Source organism: Sphingomonas sp. ERG5, from assembly GCF_000803065.1.
Lineage (GTDB): Bacteria > Pseudomonadota > Alphaproteobacteria > Sphingomonadales > Sphingomonadaceae > Sphingomonas.
In genome coordinates this window covers 1-14,531 of record NZ_JSXI01000002.1, presented here as the reverse complement: position 1 = coordinate 14,531, position 14,531 = coordinate 1, and the positions used below count along the sequence as shown (strand labels likewise).

Below are 14,531 nucleotides of genomic sequence, written 5' to 3'. Positions count from 1 at the left end.
TTCGATCATATCTTCGCGCAGGCTTTGCTGCGCGCCTCGCAGCGCGCGAAAAATGCTCTCCGAGCGCAACCTTCGCGGCTTGAAATCGCGAGCCGGGCTCATTCGGCCCCCGCAGCGCCGGCAGGCGCCGGGCGTTCCTTGTGTCCGGCAGAAGGCGCCCCTGCCGTCAAAGCGCAAGAAGGAGTCCGGCCCGACGCGACGGGACGCGCCCGAATGGATCCGGATCCGTCCCCCTTGCGGTAGCGGACGGGTGTCTCGCCATATTTTGCCCGGAATCGCCGCGCGAAGTGGCTCGCGTTGGCGAAGCCACACGTCCATGCGACATCGGCCGCGCGATACCCGCTGAAACGTCCATCACGCAGCATGCCGGCGGCGCGCTCGAGGCGCATCTCGATCAGCAAGGCGCCAAAGGTCGTGCCCGCCTGTGCGAACAGGCCATGCAGATGACGCTTGGATATTCCGACAGCATCAGCAATCGTTCCGGGATCCAGATCGGGATCATCCAGTCTGGCGCGCATGGATCGTTTGAGGCGCACGAACAATTCTCCCCGATGACGGCTGACGGCCTGGCACCGTCCACCCATCATCAGCGCCAGAAATGCCCCGAGTTGATCGGCGATGACCCCGCGCGGCAGGATCGCGTCGGCCAGGCCATGGTGAGAGATCGTCTTGAGCGTCGCGGCCAGCGACGATCCCCATCCGTCTTCCGCAAAGATAGGTGTAGCGACCGCCGTCTTAGGGTGGGGGAGCCAATGGCGTAGCCAGGCATCCTGGAGACGCATCGACAGTGTGATCCCCCCGGTTTCCCGGAGCAGCTCATAGGGTTGCTGGTTGTCGAGGAGAATGAAACATTGTTCGGGAGCCGTGACTTCAAGATCATAATGCCGCAGCTTCCCGGCGCCCTTCTCGAAAAACAGGAGAAGGTAATCATTCGCGCTGTGCTTGATCATCGCGTTGCTGTGCACGATGCGCTGCGAGGTGGCGGACAGGAAATTCAGCTGCACCGGACCCAATTCGAAATGCTGGATGCGAGCGCGATGTCCACCGAAAGCCCGACTCTCGATATCGACTTCGGTCAGGCAGGCCCCGACGCGATCCATCCAGCAGCTCAGGGCCGAGGGGCCGCGAACCGAGTCCGTCGACCATTCGAAATCGCGGGACGCATCGAGAACCGCGCTCATATCGCCATCGCGGCAAGGATGCCGCCTCCCATGGCACTCGCGATGAGACGTAGCCCGGCGAGAATGCACAGCATGAGGATGATGGGGCGCATGATGCCGCCGGCCGGCCGGGCGAACCGCCCGCTGGCAGCAAAAAGGCCAACTAAGACGCCCGGTATCATTGCGAGCACGATCGTCGGCGATCCCAGCTGGCTCGGAGCAATCGCCGCCAACCCCGCAAGCGACAGGATATAGGCCGCAACGAACAGCGCTGCAGCAGTCGGACGCACCTTCGCCAGCGTGTCGTAGCGGTAGAGGATCGCAAGCGGCGCGCTATGAACGCCCGCAACGGTGCCTATGAATCCGGTAGCGAAGCCAGCCGAAGTGAAAGCGACCGGACCCGGCGCGCGGGACTTCGAAAACACCGCTGCGCCTCCTACGACAACGAGCAGGAGGCCAACGAAAGCGCGCAAGGTGTTCGATGCGACAAGGCTGATGACAATCGCCGCGACGAGCGAACCGATCACGACCCCTGGAAGCAGAATGGCGAGCTCGCGCCACGCAACCTGTCGCCAGCCGGCAATAAGGAAAGGCACCGAAGCGAAAATCCCGGCGATTATCACGGGGCCAGGAACGGCGCCGGGATCGATCAGCACAAGCAAAGGCATCGCTACCATCCCGAAGCCAACGCCCGTGATGCCTTGGATATATGTCGCCACACCCACGACCACCGCAGCCAGTATCAGGGCGAACTCCCCCGTCACTTGACGCGCCGGGTGAAGCTTCGGACACGATCGCGGTCGATCTCCACCCCCATGCCGACGCCCGACGGGACGACGACTTCCCCGTCGCGATACGCGATCGGCTGGACCGTGAGATCCTCCGCCAACAACCTGGGCCCGATCAACTCGCAGCCGAAGGGAAGGTTCGGGAGCGCGCTAAACAGCTGCAGTCCTGCCGCCGTCCCGACGGAGCTCTCGAGCGCCATCCCCCCGTACAGAGGAACCCCGGCAGCCTCGGCAACGGCGGCGGCCTTGAAAGCCCGCCGGAGGCCGCCGCCCTTCGCGATCTTGACGGCATAGATGTCGGTCGCGCCGCGTCGGATCAGTTCGTAGGCATCGTGGAAATCCCACAACCCCTCGTCGGCCATGATCGGAATTTCGAAGCGCGACGCGAGACGGATCATGCCCTCGACGTTCCAGGCCGGAACTGGCTGCTCTACGAACAGGAAATCGCGCTCCTGGAAGGCCCCGAGCCATCGCATCGCCGTAGGTTCGTCCCACGCCTGGTTGAGATCGACGACGAACCGTGCATCGGGATGGGCGTCGTGAATAGCGCTCGCGGTGTCCAGCGCGCGCCGGGTTTCGGCGCCGGCATCGCCCTTGCCGATCTTTATCTTGAAGACGCTATGGCGGCCCGCCTCGATCTGTTCAATCGCGTCGGCGACATCAGCCTCATAAGCAGCCGCCGCCAGAGCCCAAAGGACAGGAACCGTCGCACGCGCCGTTCCGCCGAACAGCTGCGACACCGATATACCCATCAACCGCGCAGCGGCATCGTGGACGGCAATATCGATCGCCGCCTTGGCAAAATGATTGTTCGCCGCAATACGATCCATCGCGACCAGAATTCGCTCCTGGTCAAAAACGCTGATGCCGATGACCGCCGGTGCCAGATAATGGTCGATCATCAGCTTGATCGTTTCGACGCACTCTCCGCCCCAGAAGGCCGTACCGCCGGGGGTTCCACCCTCTCCCCAGCCCACTGCACCGCCAGCCGTGACCAGTTCCACCATCACCAACGACTGCGTCGCGTGGGTGCCGGTCGCATGAAAATGCGGTCGACGAAGGGGCAAGTCGACGATCGTCGCCGTGACGGCGGCGATTACATGATCCGGATGGTCGGAAAATGGGGGCGCGCTCGCCGCCGGAGGCGTGAGCTCTGTCACCAAAGTCATCTGAAATCTGTCTCCCCTGCGCCGAAGCGGGGCGAACCAGGGCTCGTCTCGCTTCCCGGCTGCCATCGAACCGGTTTGTCCGACAGCTCCGTTTGTCGGCCAATGTTGCCCCTGTTGCTCGATGAAGAAAAATACTAATGCAGGGCTCACGCAATACGTGAACGGTATGGGAGCATGTTTTGGAATTTCGCCAACTACGCTATTTTGTTGCCGTCGCCGAAGAAGGCAATCTGACCGCCGCAGCGCGCAAGCTGCATGTCTCGCAGCCTCCAATCACGCGGCAGATCAAGCAGTTGGAGGACGAGCTCGGTGTCGAACTGCTCGTCCGATCCTCGAAAGGTGTGCAGGTAACCGAAGCCGGGAAGCTGTTCCTCGTCGAGGCGAAGCGCCTGCTCGATATCAGCCATACCGCGATCGAAAAATCGAGGGCAGCGCAGGCCGGCGAGCTCGGGCGCCTCGACATCGGCTATTTCGGAGCGACAATCTACACGGTCGTTCCGCAGCTGGTGCGCACTTTCTTGACCGCCCGCCCCCATATCTCGGTCAAGATACAAAGAGCCAGCAAGGACGAACAGGTCGCGCGGCTCCGCGACGGCCAGCTGGGCATCGGCTTCGCCCGATATTATTCGGTCGATCACGACCTCCAGACCATGCGGATCGGCGAAGAGCGCCTGTACCTCGCCGAGCGTCTCGATGCAGCGCAACCGCCGTCGCCGATTGACGGGCTGGAGAAGATCCACGGACGCTCGTTGACGGTATTTCCGCAGCTGGGCCGTCCCGGTTTCGCCGATGAGGTCCTGCGGTTTCTGATGACCGTAAACGTTCAGCCTGCGATGACCGATCCCGCCGAAGATGTATTTGCGGCGCTCGCCATGGTGCTGGTCAGCGATTCGCTCAGCATCGTCCCGGAATCGGTGGCCCGCCTCGCATGGCCTGGCATCTGCTTCTCGCCGATCGAGCATCCCGCAGCCGTTTCCGCGATCAGCTGCGTTTTCCTCCGCGACGGCAGACCGCCCGTCGTGGATGCGTTTCTCGCGAGCTTGGCCGAAAGCGATAGCACTTCCGTATAGCCGGGAGCCAGCAACAGTATTGGACCGCATGGCTAGCGCTCTCTAGCGTCAGGGGCGAAGGATCATGACGACCGGCGAAGAGCGAGCCTTCCAGCCGTGCCGGCGTGGTCGTCATCCACATTCGCGCCGGGGTTGCCGGAAGGCGCGCGACAGTCGCACCCGGCTCCAGTGCCACGAGGTCATCGCATGAATATTCCGTTTGTTTTCGAAGGTCAGCCCTATCGGGTTCTGTTCGGCCATGGGACGCTCGGCAAGTTACCCGAGGAGGCAGAGCGACTGGGCTGCGAACGTCTGCTCATAGTTTCGACACCTGACCAGCGAACGGCAGCAGAGGAGGTTGCCGCGCTTCTGGGCGACCGGTGCGCCGCCACCTATCACGGCGCGCGGATGCACACCCCGGTCGAGGTGACCATCGACGCCATGGCGATCGTCGCAGAGCATCGGATCGATGGTCTTGTAGCCTTGGGCGGCGGGTCGGCGATCGGCCTGTCGAAAGCAATCGCGCTTCGAACCGACCTTCCCCAGATCGCCATTCCCACGACCTATGCCGGATCGGAGATGACCCGGATCATCGGCCAGACCGAAGCGGGAGAAAAGACGACCCAGGTGACGGCCAAGGTTCTCCCCGAAACGGTGATATACGATGTCGATCTGACGCTGACCTTGCCCCCGAAGCTTTCGGTTACCAGTGGTATCAATGCGATGGCGCACGCGGTCGAAGCCCTTTATGCGACCAACGGCAATCCGATCGTGCAGCTGATGGCCGAGGAAGGCATCGCGGCACTCTATCGTGGGCTACCGACAATCGCACAGTGGCCCGACGACAAGGACGCGCGCCGCGACGCGCTTTACGGCGCGTGGCTCTGCGCGATCTGCCTGGGTCAGACGAGTATGGCCCTTCATCACAAGCTCTGCCACGTGCTGGGCGGCTCCTTCGACCTCCCGCACGCCGAAACGCACACGATCATTCTGCCGCACGCGCTCGCCTATAATGCGCCCACCGCACGCGATGCCGTCGACGCCATCAAGCGCGCGCTGGGCGGCGACGGGATAGCCGGTCGTATCTACGACCTGGCCGAAGGGGCCGGCGTCCCGGTGGCGCTACGCGATCTCGGCATGGAGGAGAGCGATATCGACCGGGCCGTCGCGCTGGCGCTTGCGAATGCCTATGCCAATCCGCGCCCGCTCGAGCCGCATCTCCTGCGCCGCCTGATCGCAAACGCCTGGGCGGGCGTCCGGCCCGATCACAGCACTTACACGGATTAAAGCGCCTCAAGGATCGAATGTCTCGAAGGTCGCATGGCCTGCTCCGGCCGGGAACGGGAGCGGGAACGGATCGAGGTTCCGAACAATTTGATCTTCACGGCTCGGCAGCGATCAATTTGATGCGATCCGCCTCCAGGCAATACGGTCGAGGTATGGGCGGGCGGCCGATAAAGTATTTTCCCGAATCCGCCACAATCCATAGTCTTGCAGTTCAAAATGGAAGAATGCGGTCGTGGCGGCGCTGCGACGCACAGGAGAGAGGTTATATGAGCAATCGTTTGGAAGCGGTCGTGGCCGATATCGTCGAGGGCATCCGCGGCGCGCTGATGAAGCACGACGTGACCTTCGACGAGTATCGGCAGGGCATCGGCTACATCATGAAAACCGTCGAGGCCGGCGAGCTGCCGCTTATGATCGATGCCTTTCTGAACACGACCATTTGCCAGATCGAGAACCGCAACTTCGGCGGGAGCACGAGCACGCTCGAGGGTCCCTATTTCCTCGACGATGCGCCCTTCGTCGAGGGCGCGCTGAAGACCTATGAGGACGACCGCCACGAACCGCTCCTGCTGCGCGGCCGCGTGCTCGATCTCGCCGGCGCGCCGGTCGCGGACGCCGTTGTCGACGTCTGGCACTCGACACCCGACGGCCATTATGGCGGGTTCCACAATAATATTCCGCGCGATTTCTATCGCGGGAAGCTGCGCACCGATGCCGCGGGGGGGTATGAAGTGCGCACCACCGTGCCCGTCGCTTATAAAATTCCGGATCAAGGTCCGGTCGGCGCATTGCTGGAAGCCATGGGACGGCACAGCTGGCGTCCCGCGCATGTCCATTACAAGGTTCGCGCACCCGGATTCCACACGTTGACCACCCAGGCCTATTTCGAGGGCGGCGAGTATGTGGACAGCGATTGCTGCGAAGGCGTTCACTCGGAATTGATTCATGCCGATGTGCGCGAGAGCGGCATCAAGGTGATCGAGACCGACTTTGAGCTCGCACCTGCCTTGGCGCACGCCGCTGCAGCGGCCTGACGGGAGCGGATCATGTGCCATGGCCAAGCATCGGCGGCGTTGCCGCCGCCGGGTGAATATGTTGCGATGAACGATGGTCTGCCGAGCCTCGCGTTCGGCGACGAAGGAGAAAGGGTCCGGATCGCCATTTTGCCGGACATCTACGGGGCCGGCCCCTTCTACCAGCAATTGGCGACGCACATGGCCGAGCGCGGCGCATTCGTGCATTTGATGGACCCTTTCCACGAGCTGGGCCCTTTGCCGGAGGTTACCCGCGAGGCGGCGTTCGCGCGTCGGCACCGCGTCCGTGATCGCGCTTATGTCGATGCCTTCGCGCATTTCATAGGCGAGCAGCGCATCACCGGCGTTGCCGGCTTTTGCCTCGGCGGTCTTTACGTGTTCGAACTCGCCCGGCGCGGGATTCCGGTGAGCCTGGTAAGCCTCTATGGATTTCCGCAAGGGCTGGCGAACGACGACCCGCTACCCGTGCCGTTCGACTATCTCGAGGGCTTGCCGCACCGTCATGTTGCCCTGTTCGGCGATCAGGACCAATCGCAGTCACCCGAGAATTTCCTTCGGCTGACGGAGATTGCCGAGCGCACACCTGACTTCGGGCTCCACCTATTTCCCGGCTCCGGTCACGGCTTTCTAGCAGACATCGGAAGCGACGACCCTTCGCTCGCGCAAAATGCGCGGGCTGCCCTAGAAATCGTCGAAGAGGTGCTGCTCGTCGGAGAAGCGAAAGAGAGAGACTGAATGCTGCGCCCGAAAACGCCCCTCCAGAAATCAAGCGAATAGGAGAATCCTATGTTGTCCCACGCCGACAATATGAAGATGTGCCAGACCGGCCGCGGCACGCCGATGGGCGAAGCGCTGCGCCGGTTCTGGATTCCGGTCCTGCTGAGCGAGCAGCTGAGCGAACCCGATGGTCCGCCTCGCAGGCTGGAGATCATGGGTGAGACCTTCGCAGCGTTCCGCAACACCGATGGCGTTGTCGGAATTCTCGACGAGCAATGCTGTCACCGCGGCGCCAGCCTCGTGCTTGGCCGCGTCGAAGGCTGCGGCATCCGCTGCCTCTTCCACGGCTGGAAATTCGCGGTCGACGGTACGATCATGGAAACGCCCAACGTCCTCGACCCGCGCTTCAAGGAAAAATTCCGCGCCAAATCCTACCCCGTTCGCGAGGAAGGCGGCATGATCTGGATGTACATGGGCCCGGCAGAGCTCGAACCGCCCTTCCAGCCTTGGCCCTATTTCGACGTTCCTGCCGAAAATCGATTGACCGTGGCCTTCGTCGTCGACGAATGCAATTTCGTTCAGCTCGGTGAAGCGCTCGTTGACAGTTCGCACCTGACGATCCTGCACAAGGATATCTTCGCGAGGGATTCGGATACGGTGGTAGCGGTCGCCGTGAAGAATGCCGGAGCGGTCGCGGCCCCTAAAATCGAGGTCCAGGAAACCGATTTCGGGCTCTATTACGCCGCGACGCGCGCAGTGCCGACCGAAGACGGCGGTACGGTCGATGAAGTGCGGCTCGCGACTTTCGTTGCGCCGTTCCACTATCACAACGCCAACGGCAATTTCTCGGCATCATTGTGCCGATGACCGATACGCGCACCCTGCACTATTTCGTCTGGTGGGACGAAGAGAAGCAACTCGGTCTCGAACCGACGCGCTCCGCCATCCTTCGCGACGGAAACCTGACCGAAGAACTGCTGATCCAAATGGGAACACATCCCGACACCTGGTTCCTTCCCGACAAGCCGAACCGGATGAACAATTACCGTCAGGATCGCGAGGCGATGAAGAATGGGGCGTGGACCGGAATCCCGCCGCTCGTTCCCGAAGATGTCGTGATCCTCTCCTCCTCGGGCGCGATCCGCGATCGCTCGAAGGAGATTCTGGCACCCGCCGACATCGGTGTCGCGCGTCTCTACCGCGTCTTTCTGCGGCTCGCCGATGCCATCGCCAACGGCGAGGAACCATCGGCACTTTACAGCAATCCGATGACGATTGCAGGAACTCATTTCCTCGTCCCCGAAGGCAAGACTTGGAAGGATTTTGTTCCAGAGCATGTCCCGCTGAAGAAGAAGGAGGCACCGGCCACCGCGAGCAACAAGGAATCGCAGCCGGCCTAGCCTGACGCGGTCCGCGCGCGGTCCGAAGCAAAGCTATCGTCGCATCTTGTCCGCAGGACGGGCTGCATGGCGGGGGTAGAAGCGATCCCGTTTCTGCTCCCGCTTCGTTCGACCCGGCGACGCGTGGGCCGTATAGCTGCGGACTTTCGCGAAGCCCGAAGGATCGGCGAACTTGTGACGATGCCGCCCCTTCCACCGCGTCCCCCGCGCGCTTGCGGCAACGATCGCGCGGCCCTCAAGACCTTATTTGGAGCTGTCAATGACCTATCCGGACACCCGGCTGTTTATCGGCGGCCGTTGGCAGGATGCAGCCGATGGCCGTTCGCTGGCGGTGCAAAATCCGGCGACGGGACTGGAAATCGGCCGCGTCGCTCACTGCGGACGCGCCGATCTCGACCGCGCACTCGATGCTGCCCAACGCGGCTTCGAAATCTGGCGGGACCTCACCCCCGCTGAGCGCAGCAAGATCATGCGCAGAGCTGCCGGCCTCATGCGCGAACGCGCCGACGAGATCGCGCGACTTCTCACGCAGGAGCAGGGCAAACCGCTGCACGAGGCCAAGATCGAAGCAATGGCCGCCGGTGACATCATCGAGTGGTTCGCCGAAGAAGGCTTTCGCCTGTACGGCCGGCTTGTCCCGCACAGAACGGACATCGCGATCCGCCAGATGGTGATCAAGGACGCGGTTGGGCCGGTGGCGGCATTTACGCCGTGGAACTTCCCGATCAATCAGGTGGTGCGCAAGATTTCGGCGGCTCTTGCGGCTGGCTGCTCGATGATCGTGAAGGCGCCCGAAGAGACGCCCGCAAGCCCCGCCGAACTGATCCGGGCATTTCAGGATGCCGGTCTTCCCGATGGCGTGCTCAATCTCGTGTTCGGCGATCCGGCGGAGATTTCGAATTATCTGATTTCGAGCCCGATCATTCGCAAGATCACCTTCACGGGTTCGACGCCGGTCGGCAAGCTGCTTGCGAGCCTAGCCGGCAAACATATGAAGCGCGTGTCGATGGAACTTGGCGGTCATGCGCCGGCCATCGTCTGCGAGGATGCCGATATCGGGCTCGCGGTGAAAAGCCTGAGCGCCTCGAAGTTTCGCAATGCCGGGCAGGTGTGCATCGCTCCGACTCGTTTTCTCGTTCATTCGAGCATCAAGCATGCGTTTGCGGACGCGCTGGCGGCCGCCGCTCGCGACCTCAGGGTCGGAGATGGCTTTGCGGACGGTACGCAGATCGGGCCACTTGCCAATTCGCGTCGGTTGGCCGCGATGGCCGAGTTCCAGCAGGATGCGATCGAGAAGGGCGCCACGCTCCTCACCGGCGGCAATCGGGTCGGCGACGTTGGCAATTTCTGGGCGCCGACGGTGCTGAGCGATGTGCCGCTCGAGGCCCGTCTTTTCAATGACGAGCCCTTCGGGCCTGTCGCCGGTATCCGCAGCTTCGATCGTCTGGAGGAAGCGATCCTCGAAGCCAATCGCCTTTCCTTCGGCCTTGCCGGCTACGCCTTCACGAAATCCCTCGCAACTGCGGATATTCTTGCTCGCCGGGTCGAGGTCGGGATGCTGTGGGTCAATAGTCCGGCGACGCCAACCGCCGAACTGCCTTTCGGCGGTATCAAGGATTCCGGATATGGTACCGAGGGAGGCCCCGAGGCGCTCGACAACTATATCAATCCACGCGCCGTCGTGGTCGCCAACGTTTGATTGCAGCGGGCACGGCAGCACCCGCCCGATACCGAGGCGATCGTTTCAGCCTCCACCTGCCGCCCACTCCATCCGGGCGAAGAGCGCTTCCAGAAACTCGATACACGCCCGGGCGGCCGCCGTGGGCGGTGCTCCGGCCGGATAGACCGCATAGATGCCCGTCTCGAGCGAGCCCTGATAGGCGGGCAAAACCGGAATCAGTTCTCGTTCGCGAAGTTCCGTGCCGACGTCCCAGATCGACCGCAGCGCGATACCGACGCCGGCGAGGGCGAGCTCGCGCACCGCCTCGCTCGAATTGGTGTTCACGGCGCTTCTGCCGCGGACGATCCGCGGCCCCGACGGGCCGTCAAGCTGCCAGGGCAATTGCCCGGTCGCCGCGAGCAAGCGGTGGTGTCCGAGATCCGCAATCGAGCGCGGCGCGCCATATGCTTCCAGATATGATGGTGCCGCGCATAGCAGACGGCGGCTGGGCGCGAGGTGGTGCGCCGTCAAGCCCGATGTGATCGCGGCGGTGATCCGGATGGCGACATCGATCCGCTCTGCGAAGAGGTCCCTGAGCCCGTCCGACATGTCGAGCGTCAGTTCGATATCGGGCCAGGTATCGAGGAATGCCTTCAAATGAGGGACCACGTGCAGGCGCCCGAACGAAGTCGGGAGCGAAAGCCGCAGCGGACCGGACGGATGGTCGGTGCGGTCCGACACACGCCGCTCGGCCTCGCGCATGGAGGCCAGGATTGCCGTCACCTCGTCATGGAAGCGGGCGCCGCGTTCGGTAAGTGAGAGACGCCGCGTCGTCCGGTTCACCAGCCTCGTCCCGAGCCGCTCCTCGAGTGCCGCGAGACGCTTCGACACCATCGAGGGCGATATCCCGAGCGCTCGGCCGGCCCCCGCGAGGCTTGCGGCGTCGACCACGGCAGCGAACAGTCGATATTCGTTGCCTATCATTCGTTCATCTAGAGAATGAGTGACATTCATATTGCTTCTCTACCGAAAGGATCGATCCGGGTCTATGTCCGTATGGCAACGAGAGGACGAAGACCATGATCGAGAAAGCCGGGCTACGGATCTCGCCAGTACTGGCGCATTTCATTGAAGAGCGCGCACTGCCGGGCACGGGTATCGAGCCGCAGCCCTTCTGGGCCGGCGTCGCCTCAATCTTCACCCGCTTCGCACCGGAGAATGCGCAGCTCCTGATTCGCCGTGACGAACTGCAGGCGCAGATCGATGGCTGGCACAAGGACAGGGCGGGCGCGGAATTCGAAATCGGAGCCTATCGCCATTTTCTGACCGAGATCGGCTATCTCGTTCCCGAACCCGCGCCCTTCACCATCGGCAGCACCGCTGTCGACGATGAGGTCGCACGCCTGGCCGGCCCGCAACTGGTCGTCCCGATTCTCAACGCCCGCTTCTTGCTCAATGCCGCCAATGCGCGTTGGGGCAGCCTTTACGATGCCCTCTATGGAACGGACGCCATCCCCGGAGCCCCTGCCGGCCAAAACTATGACGCGGCGCGCGGGGCGCGGGTGGTCGCCTGGGCAAAGGCATTCCTCGACAACGCCATCCCTCTCGCCGGCGGCAGTTGGGCCGATCTGGCAAGCGAAGAAATCGTTCTGGCCGACCCCGGTCAATATGTCGGTCGCAGCGAAAAGGGCCGGTTGTTCCGCCACAACGGCCTGCATATCGAGGTCGTCTTCGACCGCGCGCATCCGATTGGTGAGACGGATCCGGCCGGAATAGCCGATGTCATCCTCGAATCGGCGCTAACGGCGATCTGCGACTTGGAAGATTCGGTCGCTGCCGTCGATGCCGAGGACAAGGTTGCAGCTTATGCGAATTGGCTCGGCCTGATGCAGGGCGACCTCACCGATTCGTTCGAGAAGAATGGCACGCTCATGACCCGCGCGCTCAATCCCGACCGTATCTATACGGCGCCAGACGGCGAGGACGTCGTGCTGCCGGGCAGGAGCCTGCTGTTCGTACGCAATGTCGGCCATCTGATGACGACGCCGGCGGTCCTGCTGCCGGACGGAAACGAAGCACCCGAGGGCATTCTCGACGGCATCGTCACCAGCCTGATCGCGATGCACGATCTGGCACGCGATGCCGGCAACAGCCGCGCCGGCTGCGTCTATATCGTCAAACCCAAGATGCATGGGCCTGACGAGACCGGTTTCACAAACCGGCTATTCGATGCGATCGAGGATCTGCTCGGGCTTACCCGCCACACGATCAAGGTCGGGGTGATGGACGAAGAGCGCCGCACCAGCGCCAATCTTGCCGCCTGCATCCACGCCGTGAAAGACCGCATCGTCTTCATCAACACCGGCTTCCTCGACCGCACCGGCGACGAGATACATACGTCGATGCTGGCGGGCCCTATGATCCGCAAGGGCGACATGAAGACATCGGCTTGGATTCAGGCTTATGAGAACCGCAATGTCCAGATCGGGCTTGCTTGCGGTCTTTCGGGCAAAGCCCAGATCGGCAAGGGCATGTGGGCCGCACCCGACCAGATGGCCGACATGCTTGACCAGAAAATTGGCCATCCGAAATCGGGAGCTAACACCGCCTGGGTGCCGTCGCCTACTGCCGCAACGCTTCATGCCACGCATTACCATCGCGTCGATGTTTTCCGACGCCAGGCCGAACGGACCGCGGAACCTGTCGACAGCATCGATGAGCTACTCGCCATCCCTATGGCCGTGGGCCGAAACTGGTCGCCCGATGACGTTCGCGAAGAGCTCGACAATAATGCACAGGGCATCCTGGGCTATGTCGTCCGCTGGATCGATCAAGGTGTGGGGTGTTCCAAGGTACCCGACATTAACGACATAGGCCTGATGGAAGACCGTGCGACGTTGCGGATCAGTTCGCAGCATATGGCAAACTGGCTGCTTCACGGCGTCTGCACGAAGGAGGATGTGGAGGCCGCCCTTGAACGCATGGCGGCGAAGGTTGACGTGCAGAATCAGGACGATCCGCTCTTTCGACCGATGAGCGGACCGGGAGACAAGAGCCTAGCATATCAAGCGGCGCGAGCCTTGGTGTTCGAGGGAACCCGGCAGCCGAACGGGTATACGGAACCGCTGCTCCATACCTTTCGTGCCAGAAAGAAAGCAGCGGGCTAGCTCAACATTGTAAGGCGGCTTCTCGCGCGCGTGAACCGCAATTCCTTTCTGCATTCGGCGTTATAATACTGCGGGATAACATGCTTTCGAAATTGGCAGTTTTTGGCCGGTTTGAGACAGTCAGCTTCTGGGGAGCAAACAAGGAGAGCGGACGTTCTAAGACGCACCAGCGCGCTCGCTCTCTGGGGAATCGGGATTTGGTCGTTAGACTTCGATACCTTCCGCAAAGGTCAACGCATCTTTAACATCGATGCGGAGGTATCGTACGGTATCGCCATGTCTTGGTGTGGCCGAGCAGAATTTGGACGGCACGTAGGTTGCCGGTTGCATTGTAAATGATCGACGCCTTTGTCCTCCGCAAATAATGCGTCGGATATGCTCTCTTGATTGCTGCCGCCTTCGCGGGGTTGGGAAATCGGGTACAAGCAATTCGGCGAACGGAGAGCATCGATCATGGCCGCAAGCGAGACTTCGGAAGGTGGCAGCGGGTTTAAGCGGACGGCGGGCAAGCAGCTCTACGACATGACCGAACATGAGCTGGTCAGCGAGATATTGTTCGGTTCGGCCCGGCTTTACGAGTTTTTCGGCTTCGTCATGACCGATGTGCACGGCCTCAAGGCAGCAGACGGATGGGAGTACGTCTTCCTGGGAAACATTCCCCGAACCGACCTAGGGCTGTCGAGATTGGGACAGCCGGGAGATATCGACCTTCTCATCATCCCGCACCAGGGCAACAAGTTCCACCTCGGCAAGGCCGCCGCGATCGAGATCAAGCGCCTGTCACTCAAGGCTCCGCGATGGAACAAGAGCACGGACCGGCTGGGGATCACGCAGGCCAATGGCCTGCTGGAAGCGGGCTTTCCCTATGTCGGAATCCTGCACCTGATCGTTCACGACAGGGGCCCGGACGAGAATCACAAGCCGATGATGGCGGCCCGCGTGGTCGATCAGGACGGCACCATGGAGATCGAGGTGACCGGCCCCCACTGAGTGGTCCGTGTTGATTGTTAGTGCATTGTTGCCTCCGTTGCCATTGCCGCCTGGAGGTGGAGCGAAGCGGAACCGGAAGGCGGCAATGGCGGAGAAGCCGTTTCCGGGGC

Annotated in this window: 13 protein-coding genes and 1 pseudogene; 9 read left to right on the top strand and 5 right to left on the bottom strand. The window is 62.2% G+C overall.

The features are described 5' to 3' along the window. Positions 1-98: 98 nt before the first annotated feature. From OO12_RS01520 to OO12_RS01510, 3 genes are all read right to left on the bottom strand, one after another. Positions 99-1,100, bottom strand: coding sequence for a helix-turn-helix transcriptional regulator (locus OO12_RS01520; protein ID WP_160296705.1), 1,002 nt, complete (start codon positions 1,098-1,100; stop codon positions 99-101). A gap of 77 nt (positions 1,101-1,177) precedes the next feature. Then, entirely contained in the window at positions 1,178-1,924 is a 747-nt protein-coding gene (locus OO12_RS01515) for a sulfite exporter TauE/SafE family protein (protein WP_020997470.1), read from the bottom strand. After that, on the bottom strand, positions 1,921-3,108 hold the full coding sequence (locus tag OO12_RS01510; RefSeq protein ID WP_235364646.1) for a muconate cycloisomerase family protein: 1,188 nt from the start codon (positions 3,106-3,108) through the stop codon (positions 1,921-1,923). The genes OO12_RS01515 and OO12_RS01510 overlap by 4 nt, the downstream gene beginning before the upstream one ends. 188 nt (positions 3,109-3,296) lie before the next feature. On the opposite strand from OO12_RS01510, the gene OO12_RS01505 reads away from it, so the two are divergent. From OO12_RS01505 to OO12_RS01475, 7 genes are all read left to right on the top strand, one after another. After that, entirely contained in the window at positions 3,297-4,187 is an 891-nt protein-coding gene (locus OO12_RS01505; protein ID WP_020997468.1) for a LysR family transcriptional regulator, read from the top strand. 186 nt (positions 4,188-4,373) lie between these two features. After that, the gene (locus OO12_RS01500) at positions 4,374-5,453 is read left to right on the top strand and encodes a maleylacetate reductase (RefSeq protein ID WP_020997467.1); all 1,080 of its coding nucleotides are present in this window, start codon (positions 4,374-4,376) and stop codon (positions 5,451-5,453) included. 152 nt (positions 5,454-5,605) lie between these two features. Further along, positions 5,606-6,487, top strand: a complete 882-nt coding sequence (locus OO12_RS01495; protein ID WP_235364645.1) for a chlorocatechol 1,2-dioxygenase — start codon at positions 5,606-5,608, stop codon at positions 6,485-6,487. Positions 6,488-6,499: 12 nt separating this feature from the next. Beyond that, entirely contained in the window at positions 6,500-7,222 is a 723-nt protein-coding gene (locus OO12_RS01490; protein WP_020997465.1) for a dienelactone hydrolase family protein, read from the top strand. A gap of 51 nt (positions 7,223-7,273) precedes the next feature. Next, a complete protein-coding gene (locus OO12_RS29250; protein ID WP_020997464.1) occupies positions 7,274-8,071 on the top strand; it encodes a Rieske 2Fe-2S domain-containing protein in 798 nt (265 codons plus the stop codon). Continuing rightward, the gene (locus OO12_RS29245; protein WP_020997463.1) at positions 8,068-8,604 is read left to right on the top strand and encodes a hypothetical protein; all 537 of its coding nucleotides are present in this window, start codon (positions 8,068-8,070) and stop codon (positions 8,602-8,604) included. The genes OO12_RS29250 and OO12_RS29245 overlap by 4 nt, the downstream gene beginning before the upstream one ends. A gap of 259 nt (positions 8,605-8,863) precedes the next feature. Then, positions 8,864-10,303 (top strand): NAD-dependent succinate-semialdehyde dehydrogenase, encoded by a 1,440-nt coding sequence (locus tag OO12_RS01475; protein ID WP_020997462.1) that lies wholly within the window; start codon positions 8,864-8,866, stop codon positions 10,301-10,303. Positions 10,304-10,348: 45 nt separating this feature from the next. Here the strand turns inward: OO12_RS01475 and OO12_RS01470 are convergent, their stop codons facing one another. After that, entirely contained in the window at positions 10,349-11,248 is a 900-nt protein-coding gene (locus OO12_RS01470; RefSeq protein WP_034156878.1) for a LysR family transcriptional regulator, read from the bottom strand. A 95-nt stretch (positions 11,249-11,343) separates the two neighbouring features. Here OO12_RS01470 and OO12_RS01465 point away from each other — a divergent pair, with 95 nt between their 5' ends. Beyond that, the gene (locus OO12_RS01465; protein WP_020997460.1) at positions 11,344-13,431 is read left to right on the top strand and encodes a malate synthase G; all 2,088 of its coding nucleotides are present in this window, start codon (positions 11,344-11,346) and stop codon (positions 13,429-13,431) included. Between the two features lie 204 nt (positions 13,432-13,635). On the opposite strand, the pseudogene OO12_RS29000 reads toward OO12_RS01465, so the two are convergent. Beyond that, a pseudogene (locus OO12_RS29000) lies at positions 13,636-13,807 on the bottom strand (tyrosine-type recombinase/integrase); the annotation flags it as partial. Between the two features lie 77 nt (positions 13,808-13,884). Between OO12_RS29000 and OO12_RS01460 the strand changes: the two are divergent. Beyond that, positions 13,885-14,421 (top strand): hypothetical protein, encoded by a 537-nt coding sequence (locus tag OO12_RS01460; RefSeq protein WP_020997459.1) that lies wholly within the window; start codon positions 13,885-13,887, stop codon positions 14,419-14,421. Positions 14,422-14,531 lie beyond the last annotated feature (110 nt).

Excerpts from the sequence above, each read along its gene's own strand:
- OO12_RS01520 (WP_160296705.1), bottom strand. The coding sequence starts at position 1,100 with ATGGATCGCGTCGGGGCCTGCCTGACCGAAGTCGATATCGAGAGTCGG.
- OO12_RS01500 (WP_020997467.1), top strand. The coding sequence starts at position 4,374 with ATGAATATTCCGTTTGTTTTCGAAGGTCAGCCCTATCGGGTTCTGTTC.
- OO12_RS01495 (WP_235364645.1), top strand. The coding sequence starts at position 5,606 with ATGGGCGGGCGGCCGATAAAGTATTTTCCCGAATCCGCCACAATCCAT.
- OO12_RS01490 (WP_020997465.1), top strand. The coding sequence starts at position 6,500 with ATGTGCCATGGCCAAGCATCGGCGGCGTTGCCGCCGCCGGGTGAATAT.
- OO12_RS29250 (WP_020997464.1), top strand. The coding sequence starts at position 7,274 with ATGTTGTCCCACGCCGACAATATGAAGATGTGCCAGACCGGCCGCGGC.
- OO12_RS29245 (WP_020997463.1), top strand. The coding sequence starts at position 8,068 with ATGACCGATACGCGCACCCTGCACTATTTCGTCTGGTGGGACGAAGAG.
- OO12_RS01475 (WP_020997462.1), top strand. The coding sequence starts at position 8,864 with ATGACCTATCCGGACACCCGGCTGTTTATCGGCGGCCGTTGGCAGGAT.
- OO12_RS01470 (WP_034156878.1), bottom strand. The coding sequence starts at position 11,248 with ATGATAGGCAACGAATATCGACTGTTCGCTGCCGTGGTCGACGCCGCA.
- OO12_RS01465 (WP_020997460.1), top strand. The coding sequence starts at position 11,344 with ATGATCGAGAAAGCCGGGCTACGGATCTCGCCAGTACTGGCGCATTTC.
- OO12_RS01460 (WP_020997459.1), top strand. The coding sequence starts at position 13,885 with ATGGCCGCAAGCGAGACTTCGGAAGGTGGCAGCGGGTTTAAGCGGACG.